We start from the raw sequence: 17,133 nt of genomic DNA, 5'->3' as shown, positions 1-17,133 counted from the left end.
TGTCGCCTGCGGTGGTTTGTCCGATAATAGGCGGCTTTTTTATTTCAGGCTAAATAATGACCGATTACTTACTGCTCTTTGTCGGCACTGTGCTGGTTAACAACTTCGTCCTGGTGAAGTTCCTTGGCCTGTGTCCATTTATGGGGGTTTCCAAAAAGCTGGAAACTGCAATGGGCATGGGGCTGGCCACCACCTTCGTGATGACGATGGCGTCTATCTGCGCGTGGTTGATTGATAACTGGATCCTCATCCCGCTGGATTTAATCTATCTGCGTACGCTGTCCTTTATTCTGGTCATCGCGGTGGTAGTGCAATTCACAGAAATGGTGGTGCGTAAAACCAGCCCGGCTCTCTATCGCCTGCTGGGTATCTTCCTGCCGCTGATTACCACCAACTGTGCAGTACTTGGCGTGGCGCTGCTGAACATCAACCTTGGGCATAATTTCATGCAATCGGCGCTGTACGGTTTTTCTGCCGCCGTCGGTTTCTCTCTGGTGATGGTGCTGTTCGCCTCGATTCGCGAGCGTCTGGCAGCAGCGGATATCCCTGCGCCATTCCGCGGTAACGCGATCGCCCTGGTGACAGCAGGTTTAATGTCTCTGGCCTTTATGGGCTTTAGTGGTCTGGTGAAGTTGTAATGAGTACTATCTGGATAGCCATCGCCTCTATCAGCGTGCTGGGGTTGGTGTTTGGCCTTATTCTGGGTTACGCCTCCCGCCGTTTCGCGGTAGAGGACGATCCTGTTGTAGAAAAAATCGATGAGCTTCTGCCGCAAAGCCAGTGCGGGCAGTGTGGCTATCCTGGCTGCCGCCCCTATGCCGAAGCGGTAGGCGTGCAGGGTGAAAAAATTAACCGCTGCGCACCCGGCGGTGAAGCGGTAATGCTGAAAATAGCCGCCCTGCTTAACGTTGACCCGCAACCTGTTGACGGCGATGAAGATGTGCAGGAGCCGGTTCGCGCCCTCGCCGTGATTGACGAAGCGAACTGCATCGGCTGCACAAAATGCATTCAGGCATGCCCTGTCGACGCCATCGTTGGCGCAACGCGCGCCATGCACACCGTCGTGGCGGATCTGTGCACCGGCTGTAACCTCTGCGTGGCACCCTGCCCGACGCAATGTATCGCGTTGCGCCCGGTTGAACCGACTACCGAAAGCTGGAAGTGGGATCTTCAAACCATTCCGGTTCGCATCATTCCTGTGGAACAACATGCTTAAGTTATTTTCTGCTTTCAGAAAAGAGAATATTTGGGACTTTGACGGTGGTATCCATCCACCTGAAATGAAAACCCAGTCCAACGGCACGCCGCTGCGCCAAATTCCGCTGGCGTCCCGTTACGTCATGCCGCTGAAACAGCATATCGGTGCTGAGGGTGAACTGTGCGTGAAAGAAGGCGATACCGTCCTTCGCGGCCAGCCGTTAACATTCGGTCGCGGACGTATGCTGCCGGTCCACGCTCCGACGTCCGGTACAGTGGTGGCGATCGCCCCCCATACCGTTGCACACCCCTCTGCGCTCTCCGAGCTGAGCGTCATTATTGAAGCCGACGGAGAAGACCGCTGGATAGAACGTGACGGCTGGAGCGACTACCGCAACCGGAGCCGCGAAGCGCTTATCGAGCGTATTCATCAATTCGGCGTTGCCGGCCTGGGCGGCGCAGGGTTCCCTACCGGCGTCAAACTGCACGGCGGCGGCGATAAAATTCAGACCCTGATCATCAATGCAGCAGAATGTGAACCCTACATCACCGCCGACGATCGTCTGATGCAAGACTGCGCCGCGCAGGTCGTGGAAGGGATCCGCATTCTTGCCCATATTCTGCAGCCGCGCGAAGTGCTGATTGGCATTGAAGATAACAAGCCACAGGCTATTTCGATGCTGCGTGCCGTCCTCAACGGCAGCCACGATATCGGCCTGCGCGTTATCCCAACCAAGTACCCCTCTGGCGGTGCCAAACAGCTGACGCAAATTCTGACCGGCAAGCAGGTTCCGCATGGCGGACGCTCTTCGGACATCGGGGTGCTGATGCAAAACGTCGGGACAGCCTACGCCGTGAAACGTGCGGTGGTGGACGGTGAACCGCTGACCGAGCGCGTGGTTACGCTGACCGGTGAATCTGTCGCACGTCCGGGCAACGTCTGGGCGCGTCTGGGTACGCCGGTTCGTCATCTGCTGGAACAGGCTGATTTTTGCCCGGGCAGCGACCAGATGGTGATCATGGGTGGCCCGCTGATGGGCTTTACCCTGCCGTGGCTCGATGTTCCGGTAGTAAAAATCACAAACTGCCTGCTTGCCCCCTCCCCGACCGAAATGGGTGAAGAGCAGGAGGAGAAAGGCTGTATCCGCTGCAGCGCCTGTGCCGATGCCTGTCCGGCGGATTTACTTCCGCAACAATTGTACTGGTACAGCAAAGGTCAGCTGCACGATAAAGCGCAGGCCCATAACCTGGCCGACTGCATCGAATGCGGTGCCTGCGCCTGGGTCTGCCCAAGTAACATTCCTCTGGTGCAGTACTTCCGCCAGGAGAAGGCCGAGATTTATGCCATCTCCATGGAAGAGAAACGCGCAGCCGAAGCGAAAGCGCGTTTTGAAGCGCGTCAGGCGCGTCTGGAGCGTGAAAAACTGGACCGTCAGGCGCGTCACAAACAGGCAGCAGTTCAGCCCGGCGAAAAAGACCAGGATGCGATTAATGCCGCACTGGCACGCTTGCGGGAGAAAAAAGCGACGGCAGCCCAGACCGTGGTGATCCCGGCCGGTGAAAAACCGGATAACAGCGAAGCGATTGCCGCCCGCGAAGCGCGTAAAGCGGCTGCGCGCGCCCGTCAGGCAGAAAAAGCACAGTCAGCCTCCTCTGACGCTGAGATCGATCCGCGTAAAGCCGCCGTTGAAGCCGCCATTGCCCGCGCCAAAGCCCGTAAGGCCGGCGAGCAAAACGTGGTAGTTGAACAAGAAGTGGAGGCCGTAGATCCCCGTAAGGCGGCTGTTGAAGCGGCGATCGCGCGCGCCAAAGCGCGCAAAGTCGGCGAGCAAAACGTGGTGGTTGAGCAAGAAGTGGAGGCCGTAGATCCCCGTAAAGCGGCTGTTGAAGCGGCGATCGCGCGCGCTAAAGCGCGCAAAGCAGCGGCGCAGACTGAAACCGCTACGCCTGAAGCCCCCGTCGACCCGCGTAAAGCGGCTGTCGAAGCCGCCATTGCCCGTGCCAAAGCGCGTAAAGCGGCGGCGCAGCCTGAAGCCGCTGCACCTGAAGCACCTGTCGTCCCGCGTAAGGCGGCTGTCGAAGCCGCCATTGCCCGCGCCAAGGCCCGCAAAGCAGCGCAGCAGGAAGAACAGCAACCGGCCGCAAACGACGACCCACGTAAAGCCGCAGTCGCCGCCGCCATTGCGCGCGTTCAGGCGAAGAAAGCCGCACAGCAAGCAGTTAACGAGGATTAAATGGTTTTCAGAATCGCAAGTTCCCCTTACACCCATAATCAGCGCCAGACATCACGCATCATGATGCTGGTGTGCCTGGCGGCGCTGCCGGGCATTGCCGTTCAGTGCTGGTTTTTCGGCTGGGGAACGCTGTTCCAGATAGTACTGGGTTGTGCCAGCGCCTTAGGGGCAGAAGCCCTGGTGCTTAAACTGCGTAAGCTGGCGGTTTCCCGCATCCTTGCCGATAACTCAGCGCTGCTGACTGGCCTGTTGCTGGCAATCAGTATTCCACCGTTTGCTCCGTGGTGGATGGTGGTGCTCGGTACGGTGTTTGCAGTCATTATTGCCAAACAACTTTATGGTGGGCTGGGCCATAACCCGTTCAACCCGGCGATGATTGGCTACGTCGTACTGCTCATCTCCTTCCCGGTTCAGATGACCAGCTGGTTGCCGCCGCATGACATTGCCGCGACAGTACCCGGCTTTATGGATGCCCTGCACGTTATCTTTACCGGCCATACCGCGCTCGGTGCGGATATGAACGCGCTGCGTATGGGCGTGGATGGCATCAGCCAGGCCACACCACTCGATACGTTTAAAACCTCCCTGCATGCCGGACACTCCGTCGATCAGATTATGAAATCTGCCATCTTCAGCGGCATGCTGGCGGGCGCGGGCTGGCAGTGGGTGAACCTTGCTTATTTGCTGGGCGGGCTCTTCCTGCTGCAGCAGAAAGCGATCCGCTGGCATATTCCGGTCAGCTTCCTCGTGACGCTGGCGGTCTGCGCCACACTGGGATGGGTGTTCTCGCCAGAATCGCTCGCCAGCCCACAGATGCATCTGCTCTCGGGGGCAACCATGCTGGGTGCGTTCTTTATCCTGACCGATCCGGTAACGGCATCTACCACGAACCGTGGCCGCCTGATCTTCGGTGCACTGGCCGGCTTGCTGGTGTGGCTCATCCGCAGCTTTGGCGGTTACCCGGACGGTGTGGCATTCGCGGTTCTGCTTGCAAACATCACCGTTCCGCTCATCGACTACTACACGCGTCCGCGCGTGTACGGCCACCGTTAAGGGTTTCGCGATGCTGAAAACAATGCAAAAACACGGCGTCACGCTGGCCATTTTCGCCGCGGTCCTCACCGGACTGACGGCCCTGGTGAACAACCTGACCAAATCGACCATCGACGAACAGGCGGTGAAGCAGCAAAAAGCCCTGTTCGATCAGGTGATCCCCCCTGATTTCTACGATAATGACCTGCAGAAAAGTTGCTTCGTGGTCCAGGCACCTCAGTTAGGCAAAGGCCCGCACCGCGTCTTTATTGCCCGTAAGGGGGATAACGCGGTAGGCGCGGTAATGGAAGCGACGGCGCCCGATGGCTACTCCGGGGCGATTCAACTGCTGGTCGGCAGCGATTTCTCCGGTACCGTGTTGGGTACGCGCGTGACGGAACATCATGAGACGCCAGGCCTGGGGGATAAAATTGAAACCCGTCTGAGCGACTGGATTTTGCATTTTGCCGGAAAAGTGATCCACGGCGAAGCGGATCCTGCGTTTGCTGTGAAAAAGGATGGCGGCGAGTTTGACCAGTTCACGGGGGCAACCATTACCCCACGGGCCGTGGTCAATGCCGTAAAACGAGCCGGGCTGTATGCGGAAACGCTGCCCGCGCAGATGAACAATCTTCCGGCCTGTGAGGAGTAATCATGAGCCAGGTTAAAGAGGTTATCGTCCAGGGATTGTGGAAGAACAACTCCGCGCTGGTACAGCTGTTGGGGATGTGTCCGCTGCTGGCAGTGACATCCACCGCCACCAACGCGCTGGGTCTGGGGCTGGCAACCACGCTGGTTCTCACCCTGACCAACCTGTCCATCTCTGCCCTGCGCCGCTGGACGCCATCGGAAATCCGTATTCCGATTTACGTCATGATCATCGCGTCGGTGGTGAGTATCGTCCAGATGCTGATTAACGCTTATGCGTTCGGTCTGTATCAGTCGCTCGGGATCTTTATTCCCCTCATCGTAACCAACTGTATTGTGGTCGGGCGCGCGGAAGCTTTTGCCGTGAAAAACAGCCCGGCGATGTCGGCTCTGGATGGTTTCTCTATTGGTATGGGGGCAACCGGTGCCATGTTCGTACTCGGCTCAATGCGTGAGATCCTGGGTAACGGAACGCTGTTTGATGGCGCAGATGCGCTGCTCGGCGGCTGGGCTAAAGCGCTGCGCATCGAAGTCTTCCACACCGATACGCCGTTCCTGCTGGCCATGCTGCCGCCAGGCGCGTTTATTGGCCTCGGCATGATGCTGGCGATAAAATACCTGATTGATGAAAAACGTAAGCGTCGCGCGGCTGAGCGCAGCGTACAGGAAGGGATACCCGAGAAGGCCTCATGAATAAAGAAAAGCGCATTGCGATCCTGACCCGTCTGCGGGATGAGAACCCACATCCGACGACGGAGCTGAATTTTAACTCCCCGTTCGAGCTGTTGATCGCCGTGCTGCTCTCTGCGCAGGCTACCGACGTGAGCGTTAATAAGGCGACCGCCCTGCTTTATCCGGTCGCCAACACGCCAAAGGCGATGCTGGAACTGGGCGTGGACGGGGTGAAGTCCTATATCAAAACCATCGGTCTGTTTAACAGCAAGGCTGAGAACGTGATCAAAACCTGCCGGATCCTGCTGGAACAGCACGGGGGTGAAGTGCCGGAAGATCGCGCCGCGCTGGAAGCATTACCCGGCGTGGGACGTAAGACTGCGAATGTGGTACTTAACACCGCGTTTGGCTGGCCGACTATCGCCGTTGATACCCATATTTTCCGCGTCTCTAACCGCACGAACTTCGCACCGGGCAAGAATGTCGAGCAGGTTGAAGAGAAACTGCTAAAAGTGGTTCCCGCCGAATTTAAGGTGGATTGCCATCACTGGCTCATTCTCCATGGCCGTTATACCTGTATTGCCCGTAAGCCTCGCTGTGGCTCCTGTATCATCGAAGATCTCTGCGAGTACAAAGAGAAAGTGTATCCCTGATATCTTCCGCTTTTCGTTTTATGACGCAACGGCAATTCCTTACCAAAAGAGGGTCTACCAGAAGACCTTCTTTTGACCATAATTTATCCGCCTTCATTACCGCTTCCCTTATCACTTGTTCGAGCCTTTAACGCTCAAACAGGTTAATACTTTTTTCATAGCCGAAAATTTCTATACATATGTGATCAAGATCACCCTGATAACTTCGTGTTGAATTTTTGTTGTTAAAAGCGGCGTAAACCCTTTGCCAGACAAGATCAAACTCATCACGAGCAACACATAAGACCAGCTATTTTTCAGAATATGGGCTATATCACTGCAATAAACCTCAAATAGCAGAACATATCGCCATTGAGGGCAAAATACGGGTGAATACCAGTCAAAAAAACTCCCTTTACAGATCGTATGAAATTTAACGCTGAATAACATTTGTATGAACCGCCGATTATAGCGGCCCAGTTATATGTAACAGATTATTACAAACGTATTGCCAGACGGTGCAGGATAGTGAACATTACCCGCCGTTTCTCCTCCCAATATAACTATAAGGCGGATGGACTACGGCCATCACGCGATGAACACCCCCGTTAATATGGGATGTAAAAAAAGAGGTATATGTGTCGACTGCAAACAATAAACCAACAGATGAAAGCGTAAGTCTTAACGCTTTTAAACAACCTAAAGCGTTCTATCTCATCTTCTCTATCGAGTTATGGGAGCGTTTTGGTTATTACGGCCTGCAAGGGATCATGGCGGTTTACCTGGTAAAACAGCTGGGTATGTCCGAAGCAGATTCCATTACGCTGTTCTCCTCTTTCAGTGCCCTGGTGTACGGTCTGGTCGCTATCGGCGGCTGGCTGGGTGATAAAGTCCTCGGGACTAAACGTGTCATTATGCTGGGTGCGATTGTCCTGGCCGTTGGCTATGCGCTGGTTGCATGGTCTGGTCACGATGCCGCTGTGGTGTATATGGGTATGGCGACTATCGCCGTCGGTAACGGTCTGTTCAAAGCGAACCCGTCTTCCCTGCTCTCTACCTGTTACAACAAAGATGACCCGCGTCTGGACGGTGCATTCACCATGTACTACATGTCCGTGAACATCGGTTCCTTCTTCTCCATGCTGGCAACTCCGTGGCTGGCCGCTAAATTCGGCTGGAGCGTTGCGTTCTCCCTGTCCGTTGTCGGTATGCTGATCACCGTGGTTAACTTTGCCTTCTGCAAACGCTGGGTGAAAGACTACGGCTCCAAACCAGACTTCGAACCGGTTCACATTGGCAAACTGCTGGCGACCATTGTCGGCGTGGTGATCCTCGCGGCAATCGCAACCTGGCTGCTGCATAACCAGGGCATCGCGCGTGCGGTTCTGGGTGTGGTTGCGCTGGGTATCGTGATCATCTTCGCGAAAGAAGCCTTCGCCATGCAGGGTGCCGCTCGTCGTAAGATGATTGTGGCCTTCATCCTGATGCTGGAAGCGATTATCTTCTTCGTTCTGTACAGCCAGATGCCAACGTCTCTGAACTTCTTCGCTATCCGTAACGTTGAACACTCAATCCTGGGTATCGCGTTCGAGCCGGAGCAGTATCAGGCCCTGAACCCGTTCTGGATCATGATTGGTAGCCCGATTCTGGCTGCTATCTATAACAAGATGGGCGACCGTCTGCCGATGCCGCACAAATTTGCTATCGGTATGCTGCTGTGTTCTGGCGCATTCCTGGTACTGCCGCTGGGTACAAAATTTGCGACTGACGCCGGTATCGTCTCCGTTAACTGGCTGATCCTGAGCTACGCGCTGCAGTCTATCGGCGAACTGATGATCTCCGGTCTGGGCCTGGCGATGGTTGCACAACTGGTTCCTCAGCGTCTGATGGGCTTCATCATGGGTAGCTGGTTCCTGACCACTGCGGGTGCCGCCATCATCGCAGGTAAAATTGCAAACCTGATGGCCGTGCCGGATAACGTGACTGACCCACTGGTCTCTCTGAACGTCTACGGTACCGTGTTCATGCAGATTGGTATTGCTACTGCGGTTATCGCGGTTCTGATGATGCTGACTGCGCCGAAGCTGAATCGCATGACTCAGGACGACGACAAGACGGCGAAAGCGACCGAAACCGCTACCGCATAATGTCACTGAGAAACGACTGAACAGAAGCCGCTAATGTATTAGCGGCTTTTTTTTTACCCGTTTGCGCACTAACATAGCTGAAACCTCAGCAAAAAGGAGTTACCGATGAAACTGTTCTACAAACCGGGCGCGTGCTCTCTTGCTTCCCACATTACCCTGCGCGAGAGCGGCAAAGATTTCACGCTGGATGGCGTTGACCTGATGAAAAAACGCCTGGAAAACGGCGATGATTTTTTTGCTATTAACCCGAAGGGACAAGTTCCGGCTCTGCTGCTGGATGACGGTACCCTGCTGACCGAAGGCGTGGCGATTATGCAATTCCTCGCCGATAGCGTGCCCGACAGGCAATTGCTGGCACCGGTAAGTACGGTTTCTCGCTACAAAACGCTGGAGTGGATGAACTACATTGCGACCGAGCTGCACAAAGGCTTTACGCCGCTGTTCCGTCCGGAGACGCCGGAAGAGTACAAACCGACCGTACGTGCTCAGCTGGAGAAAAAACTGCAGTACGTTAACGCATCGCTGAAAGACGATCAGTGGATTGGGGGCGCGCGTTTTACGATTGCCGATGCCTATCTGTTCACCGTGCTGCGCTGGGCGCGGGCCATTAAGCTCAACATGGACGGGCTGGACCACATTGCATCGTACATGGATCGCGTAGCCGCGCGTCCTGCGGTGGCTGCAGCGCTTAAAGCAGAAGGGTTGAACTGACCGGCGCACTGTATTGCCGGGTGGCGCTGTCGCTACCCGGCTGACAGGAACGTGAACCGTTATAACCGGGTCGCGCTGAAGTAATGCTCCGGTTTCGCGATACGATCCTGTGCCGCGACCACCTGCAGTTCATACTCCTGCATCTCTTTTGTCGCCTTCATGATTTCGTACACCGCAGCAGTCACATGCTCAAGCGCATCCCGCAGCGTGGCTCCCTGAAGTAATTTCACCAGCAGCAAACCGCTTGTCACATCACCGACACCCACCGGCTGATGCATGCCGAAGTCCACCAGCGGACGGCTGATATGCCAGGCTTCGTCTTTCGTCACCAGCAGCATCTCAAAACGGTCCCTGCTCAGCCCTGCGCGCGCGAGATGTTTCACCAGGACAATCTCCGGCCCCTGGGCTATTAACTCGCGAGAAGCGCTTACCGCCTCTTCTACGCTATTCACCGGATGCTCGCAGAGAATTTCCAGCTCAATCAGGTTCGGCGCAATAATATCGCTGGCCGGCAGCGCATGACGCACATGGAATTCAGCCACGCCGGGGGCCACGATACAGCCTTTCTCCGGATGCCCCATAACAGGATCACAAAAGTATTTCGCCGCCGGGTTTGCCGCTTTCACCTGGCGGACAATGCCCAGGATATGCTCTCCCTGCTCTGCCGAACCGAGATATCCGCTCAGTATCGCATCACAGCGTTTTAGCTGATCGATATTGGCAATGCCCTGTACAATGTCGGTGAGGTGCGAAGGCGGCATCACGCAGCCGGTCCATTGACCGTATTGTGTATGGTTTGAGAACTGCACGGTATTGAGGGGCCAGACGTTGGCACCGAGACGGCGCATCGGAAATTCCGCGGCGCTGTTGCCAGCATGCCCAAAGACAACGTGGGACTGAATGGCGAGGATGTTCTTCATTTTTACTTACCAAACCCTGAAAAAACAAAAGGGGCGTGGTTTCCCACGCCCCTGGATACTTTTAATTATTTCCAGCAGACCAGACAGTAGTTTTTCTTACCACGACGCAGAAGCGTGTAGCGGCCATACAGACGATCGCTGTCAGCGAAGGTGTATTCCGGGTCGGCCTGTTTTTCACCGTTAATGGTGATAGCGTTCGAGGCGATGGTTTTACGCGCCTGACCGCGGGATGGCTGCAGCTCGGAGTCCACCAGCGCCTGCATCAGGTCGGCACCTTTTTCCATCTCAACCATCGGCACGCCATCCTGCGCCAGCTGTTCGAAGTCCGCTTCGCTCAGATCGCTCAGCGTCCCGTTGAACAGGCTTGCAGTAATGCGTTTTGCCGCGGCCAGACCTTCTTCACCGTGAACCAGTTTGGTCACTTCATCAGCCAGTACGTACTGAGCGCGTGGTGCTTTACCGCTGGTTTTGTCTTCTTCTTCCAGAGCATTGATCGCCTCAATGTCCATAAAGGTGAAGAACTTCAGGAAGCGATAAACATCGGCATCCGCCGTGTTAATCCAGAACTGGTAGAATTTGTACGGGCTGGTTTTCTTCGGATCAAGCCATACCGCGCCGCCTTCGGTTTTACCAAATTTGGTGCCGTCGGCTTTGGTGATCAGTGGAACGGTCAGACCGAAGACCTGGTTCTGGTGCAGACGACGCGTCAGATCGATACCCGACGTGATGTTGCCCCACTGGTCAGAGCCGCCAATCTGCAGGCAGACGCCGTGCAGTTTATTCAGGCAGGCAAAGTCATAACCCTGCAGCAGGTTGTAGGAGAACTCGGTAAAGGAGATGCCCTGGTCGTCACGGTTCAGACGCTGCTTCACCGCTTCTTTGTTAATCATCTGGTTAACAGAGAAGTGTTTGCCAATGTCGCGCAGGAAGGTCAGCACGTTCATGCCGCCAAACCAGTCATAGTTGTTGGCCGCAATCGCAGAGTTGTCACCGCAGTTAAAGTCGAGGAAAGGCGCAACCTGTTTGCGGATCTTATCCACCCACTCCTGCACGGTGTCTTCGGTGTTCAGTTTACGCTCAGCAGCTTTAAAGCTTGGGTCACCAATCAGACCGGTCGCGCCGCCTACCAGTGCGACAGGCTTGTGGCCCGCCATCTGGAAGCGTTTCAGGCATAACAATGGAACAAGATGCCCCAAATGCAAGCTGTCAGCGGTAGGATCGAAGCCGCAATAGAGCGCGATCGGGCCTTGCGCCAGTCGCTCTGCTAACGCTTCCTCGTCCGTCACCTGAGCCACAAGGCCCCGCTCTTGCAATTGTTTAATCAAGTTACTGCTTGCCATCAAATTCTCCATGTATAAACGACTGCACCTTTGCCGGTACACGACTTTTCGCCTGATGCGAAAGGTACATAGAATAAAGCGCAAGCGCGGCCTGCGCTAGCGCTTAAATCAACAAATTTCGGCGATTACGGTGCCAGCCTGTCGATTTTCCAGCCGCCATTTTCACGCTGGTATAAAAAGCGGTCATGCAGACGGTGTTCACCGCCCTGCCAGAATTCCATCTGCTCGATCGGAATGCGGAAGCCCCCCCAGAAACTGGGCAACGGGACTTCGCCCTGCTGGAATTTCTGCTTCAGTTCGAGGAATTTGCTTTCAAGCACGCCACGCGCCGAAATACGGCTGGACTGTTTTGAGACCCAGGCGCCAATCTGGCTGTCACGCGGACGGCTGTGGAAATACTTCACCACTTCCAGCGTGGAGAGACGCTCTGCTTTGCCGGTGACCATCACCTGACGCTCCAGCATATGCCACGGGAACAGCAGGCTGATACGAGGATTGTTTTCTAAATGGTGTGCCTTACGACTGCCCAGGTTGGTGTAAAACACCAGGCCTTTCTCGTCATAATGTTTGAGCAGGACGATACGCTGATACGGTTGACCGTTTTCATCTACCGTTGCAACAACCATTGCCGTTGGGTCGGCGAGTTTCGCTTCGCAGGCCTGTTTCAGCCAGCGTTCAAAAAGCACGAGGGGTTCGGCGGGAAGATCCTGGCGACGCAGGCCGCCTTTGGTGTATTCACGGCGCAGATGCGCAATTTGCTGCAGTTCGTCGTTATCTGACATGGCGTTAGCTGACATTGACATTGGGTGGCGCTATTGTGCGCCGCCCCTGTAAAAATCTCAACGCTTCGGATTTTCGAGCTGGCAATTGTTCAGCACAATACGGTCGCGTTTGTAGACGGTGGCGCTGTCGCCTTTCGACCAGAAGACATAAATTCCGTCCGTGTAGCGTGCGCCGGAGGCAGAAATGCCCTGCTTGAGGGTGAGCAATTTGTTGTCGTAGACAAAACTGGCTTCCTGACGCGGATTGTTCAACTTAACGGTCAGCGGTTTTTCATCACAGCGATACTCCAGGGTATCGGTCTGCATGCGATCAAGGAACTGGTTGTAGACGCTGCATCCTGACAGCAATAAAGGCGCGGCAATAAGAAGAAGTTTTTTCATGGGCGTATTCCGAAGACTTTCCTGGTCCTGGAGGGCATGGCTGCCCTCCTGTTTCATTCCATTCTAACGACCACACGCAGCGCTGAATTTCAGTTAACTCTGATTATGACGTGGATTCGCCGGGAAAATGGCCCCGAGGACGCTGGCCTCACGTGCGCCAGTCACCGACGGCAAATTGCCCGGAAGCCCGGCAATGGTGCGCCAGGCAAGCCAGGCAAAGGCCAGCGCTTCCATATCATCGCCGCTGATGCCGGCTTCATCGGTGGTCGTCACCTCGGTACCCGGCAATAACCCGGCAAGACGTGCCATCACCAACGGGTTACGGCTGCCACCGCCGCACACCAGCAGGCGTTCGCATCCACCGCTGAGAAGAACCTGTTCCGATATCGAAACCGCCGTTAACTCGGCGAGCGTCGCCTGGACATCCTGCGGTGCAAGCGCCGGGAACTGCGCCAGCTGACGTTCGAGCCAGCCATAGTTGAAATATTCGCGCCCCGTGCTTTTGGGCGCCGGTAAAGCGAAGTACGGATCGCTTAGCATGGACTGCAACAGCGGGATGATCACTTTGCCTTCGCTGGCCCATTGCGCGTCTTTATCATACGCCTGACCACGCTGACGCCAGATCCAGGCATCCATCAGCATGTTACCCGGGCCGGTGTCATAGCCGCGTACGGGTTGATCCGGGATAAGCAGAGACAGGTTGGCGATACCGCCAATGTTCAGCACCATTCGGCGCTCTGTCGGATGGGTCAACAATGCCTGATGAAAAGCGGGCACCAGCGGCGCGCCTTGCCCGCCAAGCGCAATATCGCGACGCCGAAAATCACCGACTACGGTCACGCCCGTCTTCGCCACAATCTGGTTGTTGTCGCCGATTTGCAGGGTATGCGGTGCATCGCCGACCGGCTCATGCCAGACCGTTTGTCCGTGACAGCCGATAGCGACGACATCCTGCGGGCGAAGCTTTTCTTTATGCATCAGGGCCAGTACCGCATCGGCAAACAGCGCCCCCAGCCGCACATCAAGCTGACCAAGCTGAGAAAGCGTCAGTTGCTGCCCCTGACAGACACTGAGAATGTCCTCTTTCAGCGCCAGGGGGATAGGCCAGGTCAGGCTCGCCTGCTGTGCCACCATGTTTTCATCAATAGCGGCCAGAACGACGTCTACGCCATCCAGACTGGTACCCGACATCACACCAATGTAGCGACCCGATTTCATGCGCTTTCCTTACGTTGCGTGGGCTAATGCTCTCCACTCAACCATAAACAGCGCCGCTTTGCTATCCGGCGATAATATTTTTTAACAATCTCAGACAGGTAACCTGCCGGGTGCCCGTTTATGTCTCGTTAAGTTAAATTCAAGTACAATTTTCTTATTGTTAGTGCAAAGATATGAACTATGGCCCCTTATGCCATATAATTTAGCCATAACGGATGCCCGCCATCGGGCGTTTTTGGTGAACAGGAGATTCAAATGATTTTACGTGTACTGGGCGTTTCGCTGATCGGTTTAACCCTTGCAGGCTGTGTGAATGACAGTTCACTTTCTGGCGACGTGTACAGCGCTTCTGAAGCCAAACAGGTTCAGAGCGTCACTTACGGTACCGTTGTTAACGCACGTCCTGTACAAATTCAGGGTGGCGATGACAGCAACGTGATGGGTGCCATCGGCGGTGCTGTGCTGGGTGGCTTCCTCGGTAATACCGTAGGCGGTGGCACGGGCCGTTCGCTGGCCACGGCAGCAGGTGCCGTTGCGGGTGGTGTTGCAGGCCAGGGCGTTCAGGGTGCAATGAACAAAAGCCAGGGCGTAGAACTGGAAATCCGTAAAGATGACGGCAGCACCATCATGGTAGTACAGAAACAGGGTAATACCCGTTTCTCTGCCGGCCAGCGCGTTGTTCTGGCGAGCAACGGAAGCCAGGTCACCGTTTCTCCACGCTAATTCAAACTGGATGTGGTCATCAGACCACATCCATTTAACAAATCCGTTTAGCGAAGTCCGTAAACAAATCTATTTACATATAATATAATTATCAGCAATATATTTACAAAAAACATTCCCGCCATGAATCATTAAGCGCGGTATATCTTGTTCCTGCGCAAAGTATTTACTCTCCACGCCTGTTACTCTCTTTCTTACTTTACATTATTTAATTTTATTATTCCGTCAAATCCCTATGCTTGCACTACAACGATATTTTAAGAACCCTTATATTACATTCTGTTTTGGATGCATCGTCGTCGTTGGAATATTACAAGGTCTCTTTGTAAAACTGGTTGAATTAGTCCCTTCATTCTCACCGCTGCTATTCCCGACACTTACCATATTTTTGCTGGTATTCCACCTGTTTATTGCCTGCTTCATGGTCATGAAATACTGGTGTGACAGACGGCGGTTGTACCTTATCGCCCTCGCCTCGGCCTTCGCCGGTTCGACGATGCTGATGGCCGGTACTCTGTCCAGCTTCCCATCATGGCTGGATCTCTATCAGTTCAATGTTGTCGACTATAACGACGCCATGATCTTCTTTATGTTCCGTCATATTCTTATGGCGGTGCTGATAATAGTCTCAGCCTTGCTCTATTCTATTCGGGATTATCCCCTTTCACGCCCCGCGCATATTGCCGTGGTTATCGGTACACTGCTGTTTACGGTTTCTATGGTCGCCCTGGCCTGGTTCTGCTCCAGCCACTCGGCACTGATAACGCTGGATCTGGTGGATAATGAAACCCGGCAATTTATGGTTCTCTGGAGCCAGGTCATAAATATCTTTTTGATTCTTCTCTGGGTTGTGGCGTTAGCAACGTTAATGACGATTACCCGGGTGCGGAATCTTTTTTGGGTTGGCGGTAATTTCTTATGTGTTTGTTATGTCCTGACGCTCTCATTACTGTTAGCCGGCGGGCATGCTGAGGACACGTCCTGGTATCACGCTCGCTTATTCGAAACCGTGGCGACGCTGATGATTATTTTTGTCCTGCTGTACGACGTCTTTAACCTGTATCGCGACTCGCACATAAAGTATCAGCAGTCTTATCAGAACTCGATCCGCGACCCGCTGACGCGCCTTTACAACCGCAGTTATTTTTACGACGCCTTAAATCAGGCACTCAGCATCAGCAAAGCCAACCACCCTGTGTCGGTTATTGTCAGCGATCTCGACCGTTTTAAGCGCATCAACGACTGCTACGGCCATCTGCAGGGAGACAAAGTATTGCAGTTTGTCGCCAACCTGCTGATGGATTCCGTCCGCCCACAGGACATCGCGGCACGTATTGGTGGGGAAGAATTTGTCCTGATGCTGACCAATACTTCGTCGGAAGCAGCGTACCAGGTGGCTGAACGCATACGGCTAAAGCTGAGCAGTTTTGATAAGGTCAGCAGCGGCGGTCAGTTACCTGAATCCATCACGATTAGCATGGGGGTATTTACCGCCACCTCTCCGACGACGACCGCTGAAGCGTGCGTGGAGAATGCTGACAAGGCGATGTATGAAGCGAAAGAGACCGGGCGTAACCGTGTCGTTGTGTCGAGGTAAAAAAGGCCTTGCTGCTGCAAGGCCTTGTGATGGTGTCAGTCGCGTGACTGCAGCTCATGGATGTTCTGCTCAAGGCGCCCAATGAGGCTGATGAGCAGTTCAAGCTCTGCGGGTGAAACCCCGGAAAGGATTTCGCCGCGCGTTTTGGTGATAACGGCTTCCATTTCAGTAATGATAGGGGCCGCTTTCTCAGTGAGCTTAATCCGCTTAGCGCGACGATCGCTGGCGCAGGTTTGCCGGGAGATGAGTCCTTTCTCTTCCAGTTGGTCAAGCGTACGTACCAGTGACGGTTGCTCAATGCCGATCGCTTTTGCCAGTTGAATTTGTGACTGGTCGGGTGGCAGCTGATGAATGTTATGCAGCGTGACCCAGTGCGTCTGTGTCAATTCCAGAGGTTTCAGGCGATGGTCAATCAGAGCACGCCAGACGCGTACCAACCTTGCCAGATCAGAACCTAATGGCGATTCCAATTTCATCTCCTTATAATTAGCTTGCTAAGTTATTATACTGATTTTAGAATAGTGTGCAGCATTTGTCTTGGCAAAACAAATGCAATACTGCATTCATCGAACTTAAAAGGATGACTTACACTGAATTGTGATGTTCCATCAGATTAAGACTCGCCCTCGCGGCATTTTGTTCACTGCAAAGGATCTCTGCCCGTGACGTTTTTTCAAAGCTCCGTGGGACTCCCCCTTCAGGACCTGATTTTCGGTGCGTCAGTCTACTTTCCGCCCTTGTTTAAGGCCGTCCTGGTCGGCTTTATGATTTGGCTCATAGCCCATCGCCTGCTTCGCGACTGGATGTACTCCGGCGAGATTTGGCACCCCATGTTAATGGACCTCTCCCTGTTTGCCCTTTCCGTATGCCTGGGCCTAGCTGTCTTGATTGTGTGGTGA

18 protein-coding genes are annotated in these 17,133 nt (G+C 54.4%); 12 read left to right on the top strand and 6 right to left on the bottom strand.

The annotated features are described in order from the left end of the window. Positions 1-56: 56 nt before the first annotated feature. The 9 genes from rsxA to gstA all read left to right on the top strand — a co-directional run bounded on the left by rsxA (position 57) and on the right by gstA (position 9,273). Entirely contained in the window at positions 57-638 is a 582-nt protein-coding gene (gene rsxA, locus QMG44_RS05915) for an electron transport complex subunit RsxA (protein ID WP_014169803.1), read from the top strand. After that, complete coding sequence (gene rsxB / locus QMG44_RS05910) at positions 638-1,216, top strand: electron transport complex subunit RsxB (protein ID WP_049022026.1); 579 nt, start codon at positions 638-640, stop codon at positions 1,214-1,216. Before rsxA ends, rsxB begins: the two co-directional genes overlap by 1 nt. After that, on the top strand, positions 1,209-3,431 hold the full coding sequence (gene rsxC / locus QMG44_RS05905; protein WP_086532624.1) for an electron transport complex subunit RsxC: 2,223 nt from the start codon (positions 1,209-1,211) through the stop codon (positions 3,429-3,431). Before rsxB ends, rsxC begins: the two co-directional genes overlap by 8 nt. Continuing rightward, complete coding sequence (rsxD, locus tag QMG44_RS05900; RefSeq protein ID WP_014169800.1) at positions 3,432-4,484, top strand: electron transport complex subunit RsxD; 1,053 nt, start codon at positions 3,432-3,434, stop codon at positions 4,482-4,484. 10 nt (positions 4,485-4,494) lie between these two features. Next, a complete protein-coding gene (gene rsxG / locus QMG44_RS05895) occupies positions 4,495-5,115 on the top strand; it encodes an electron transport complex subunit RsxG (RefSeq protein WP_020884325.1) in 621 nt (206 codons plus the stop codon). A 2-nt stretch (positions 5,116-5,117) separates the two neighbouring features. Beyond that, positions 5,118-5,804, top strand: coding sequence for an electron transport complex subunit E (locus QMG44_RS05890; RefSeq protein WP_020884326.1), 687 nt, complete (start codon positions 5,118-5,120; stop codon positions 5,802-5,804). After that, positions 5,801-6,436: an endonuclease III gene (gene nth, locus QMG44_RS05885; protein ID WP_014169797.1), complete on the top strand. Its 636-nt coding sequence runs from the start codon at positions 5,801-5,803 to the stop codon at positions 6,434-6,436. The genes QMG44_RS05890 and nth overlap by 4 nt, the downstream gene beginning before the upstream one ends. Positions 6,437-7,053: 617 nt before the next feature. Then, on the top strand, positions 7,054-8,562 hold the full coding sequence (gene dtpA, locus QMG44_RS05880; RefSeq protein ID WP_014169796.1) for a dipeptide/tripeptide permease DtpA: 1,509 nt from the start codon (positions 7,054-7,056) through the stop codon (positions 8,560-8,562). 105 nt (positions 8,563-8,667) lie between these two features. After that, entirely contained in the window at positions 8,668-9,273 is a 606-nt protein-coding gene (gene gstA, locus QMG44_RS05875) for a glutathione transferase GstA (RefSeq protein ID WP_014169795.1), read from the top strand. A gap of 59 nt (positions 9,274-9,332) precedes the next feature. On the opposite strand, the gene pdxY is transcribed toward gstA, so the two are convergent. The 5 genes from pdxY to anmK all read right to left on the bottom strand — a co-directional run bounded on the left by pdxY (position 9,333) and on the right by anmK (position 13,914). Next, positions 9,333-10,193, bottom strand: a complete 861-nt coding sequence (gene pdxY, locus QMG44_RS05870) for a pyridoxal kinase PdxY (RefSeq protein WP_086532625.1) — start codon at positions 10,191-10,193, stop codon at positions 9,333-9,335. Between the two features lie 65 nt (positions 10,194-10,258). Beyond that, on the bottom strand, positions 10,259-11,533 hold the full coding sequence (tyrS, locus tag QMG44_RS05865) for a tyrosine--tRNA ligase (RefSeq protein WP_025204348.1): 1,275 nt from the start codon (positions 11,531-11,533) through the stop codon (positions 10,259-10,261). 125 nt (positions 11,534-11,658) lie between these two features. Beyond that, positions 11,659-12,315, bottom strand: a complete 657-nt coding sequence (gene pdxH / locus QMG44_RS05860; protein WP_025204349.1) for a pyridoxamine 5'-phosphate oxidase — start codon at positions 12,313-12,315, stop codon at positions 11,659-11,661. Positions 12,316-12,372: 57 nt separating this feature from the next. Next, positions 12,373-12,696, bottom strand: a complete 324-nt coding sequence (gene mliC, locus QMG44_RS05855; RefSeq protein ID WP_020884329.1) for a C-type lysozyme inhibitor — start codon at positions 12,694-12,696, stop codon at positions 12,373-12,375. Between the two features lie 93 nt (positions 12,697-12,789). Next, positions 12,790-13,914 (bottom strand): anhydro-N-acetylmuramic acid kinase, encoded by a 1,125-nt coding sequence (anmK, locus tag QMG44_RS05850; protein WP_020884330.1) that lies wholly within the window; start codon positions 13,912-13,914, stop codon positions 12,790-12,792. 255 nt (positions 13,915-14,169) lie between these two features. Between anmK and slyB the strand changes: the two genes are divergently transcribed. Next, on the top strand, positions 14,170-14,637 hold the full coding sequence (gene slyB / locus QMG44_RS05845; RefSeq protein WP_014169789.1) for an outer membrane lipoprotein SlyB: 468 nt from the start codon (positions 14,170-14,172) through the stop codon (positions 14,635-14,637). A gap of 235 nt (positions 14,638-14,872) precedes the next feature. Continuing rightward, complete coding sequence (locus QMG44_RS05840) at positions 14,873-16,234, top strand: GGDEF domain-containing protein (RefSeq protein WP_020884331.1); 1,362 nt, start codon at positions 14,873-14,875, stop codon at positions 16,232-16,234. A gap of 35 nt (positions 16,235-16,269) precedes the next feature. On the opposite strand, the gene slyA is transcribed toward QMG44_RS05840, so the two are convergent. Then, positions 16,270-16,710: a transcriptional regulator SlyA gene (gene slyA, locus QMG44_RS05835; protein WP_014169785.1), complete on the bottom strand. Its 441-nt coding sequence runs from the start codon at positions 16,708-16,710 to the stop codon at positions 16,270-16,272. A gap of 186 nt (positions 16,711-16,896) precedes the next feature. Here slyA and QMG44_RS05830 point away from each other — a divergent pair, with 186 nt between their 5' ends. Beyond that, positions 16,897-17,133: a DUF1656 domain-containing protein gene (locus tag QMG44_RS05830; protein ID WP_020884333.1), complete on the top strand. Its 237-nt coding sequence runs from the start codon at positions 16,897-16,899 to the stop codon at positions 17,131-17,133.

The sequence above is a fragment of the Enterobacter sp. 200527-13 genome, from assembly GCF_027924865.1.
In the GTDB taxonomy this organism is placed as follows: domain Bacteria; phylum Pseudomonadota; class Gammaproteobacteria; order Enterobacterales; family Enterobacteriaceae; genus Enterobacter; species Enterobacter ludwigii.
Note: the sequence above shows the minus strand (reverse complement) of the source record. Positions and strands in the feature narration are given on the sequence as shown.

Excerpts from the sequence above, each read along its gene's own strand:
- rsxA (WP_014169803.1), top strand. The coding sequence starts at position 57 with ATGACCGATTACTTACTGCTCTTTGTCGGCACTGTGCTGGTTAACAAC.
- rsxB (WP_049022026.1), top strand. The coding sequence starts at position 638 with ATGAGTACTATCTGGATAGCCATCGCCTCTATCAGCGTGCTGGGGTTG.
- rsxC (WP_086532624.1), top strand. The coding sequence starts at position 1,209 with ATGCTTAAGTTATTTTCTGCTTTCAGAAAAGAGAATATTTGGGACTTT.
- rsxD (WP_014169800.1), top strand. The coding sequence starts at position 3,432 with ATGGTTTTCAGAATCGCAAGTTCCCCTTACACCCATAATCAGCGCCAG.
- rsxG (WP_020884325.1), top strand. The coding sequence starts at position 4,495 with ATGCTGAAAACAATGCAAAAACACGGCGTCACGCTGGCCATTTTCGCC.
- QMG44_RS05890 (WP_020884326.1), top strand. The coding sequence starts at position 5,118 with ATGAGCCAGGTTAAAGAGGTTATCGTCCAGGGATTGTGGAAGAACAAC.
- nth (WP_014169797.1), top strand. The coding sequence starts at position 5,801 with ATGAATAAAGAAAAGCGCATTGCGATCCTGACCCGTCTGCGGGATGAG.
- gstA (WP_014169795.1), top strand. The coding sequence starts at position 8,668 with ATGAAACTGTTCTACAAACCGGGCGCGTGCTCTCTTGCTTCCCACATT.
- pdxY (WP_086532625.1), bottom strand. The coding sequence starts at position 10,193 with ATGAAGAACATCCTCGCCATTCAGTCCCACGTTGTCTTTGGGCATGCT.
- tyrS (WP_025204348.1), bottom strand. The coding sequence starts at position 11,533 with ATGGCAAGCAGTAACTTGATTAAACAATTGCAAGAGCGGGGCCTTGTG.
- pdxH (WP_025204349.1), bottom strand. The coding sequence starts at position 12,315 with ATGTCAGATAACGACGAACTGCAGCAAATTGCGCATCTGCGCCGTGAA.
- mliC (WP_020884329.1), bottom strand. The coding sequence starts at position 12,696 with ATGAAAAAACTTCTTCTTATTGCCGCGCCTTTATTGCTGTCAGGATGC.
- anmK (WP_020884330.1), bottom strand. The coding sequence starts at position 13,914 with ATGAAATCGGGTCGCTACATTGGTGTGATGTCGGGTACCAGTCTGGAT.
- slyB (WP_014169789.1), top strand. The coding sequence starts at position 14,170 with ATGATTTTACGTGTACTGGGCGTTTCGCTGATCGGTTTAACCCTTGCA.
- QMG44_RS05840 (WP_020884331.1), top strand. The coding sequence starts at position 14,873 with ATGCTTGCACTACAACGATATTTTAAGAACCCTTATATTACATTCTGT.
- slyA (WP_014169785.1), bottom strand. The coding sequence starts at position 16,710 with ATGAAATTGGAATCGCCATTAGGTTCTGATCTGGCAAGGTTGGTACGC.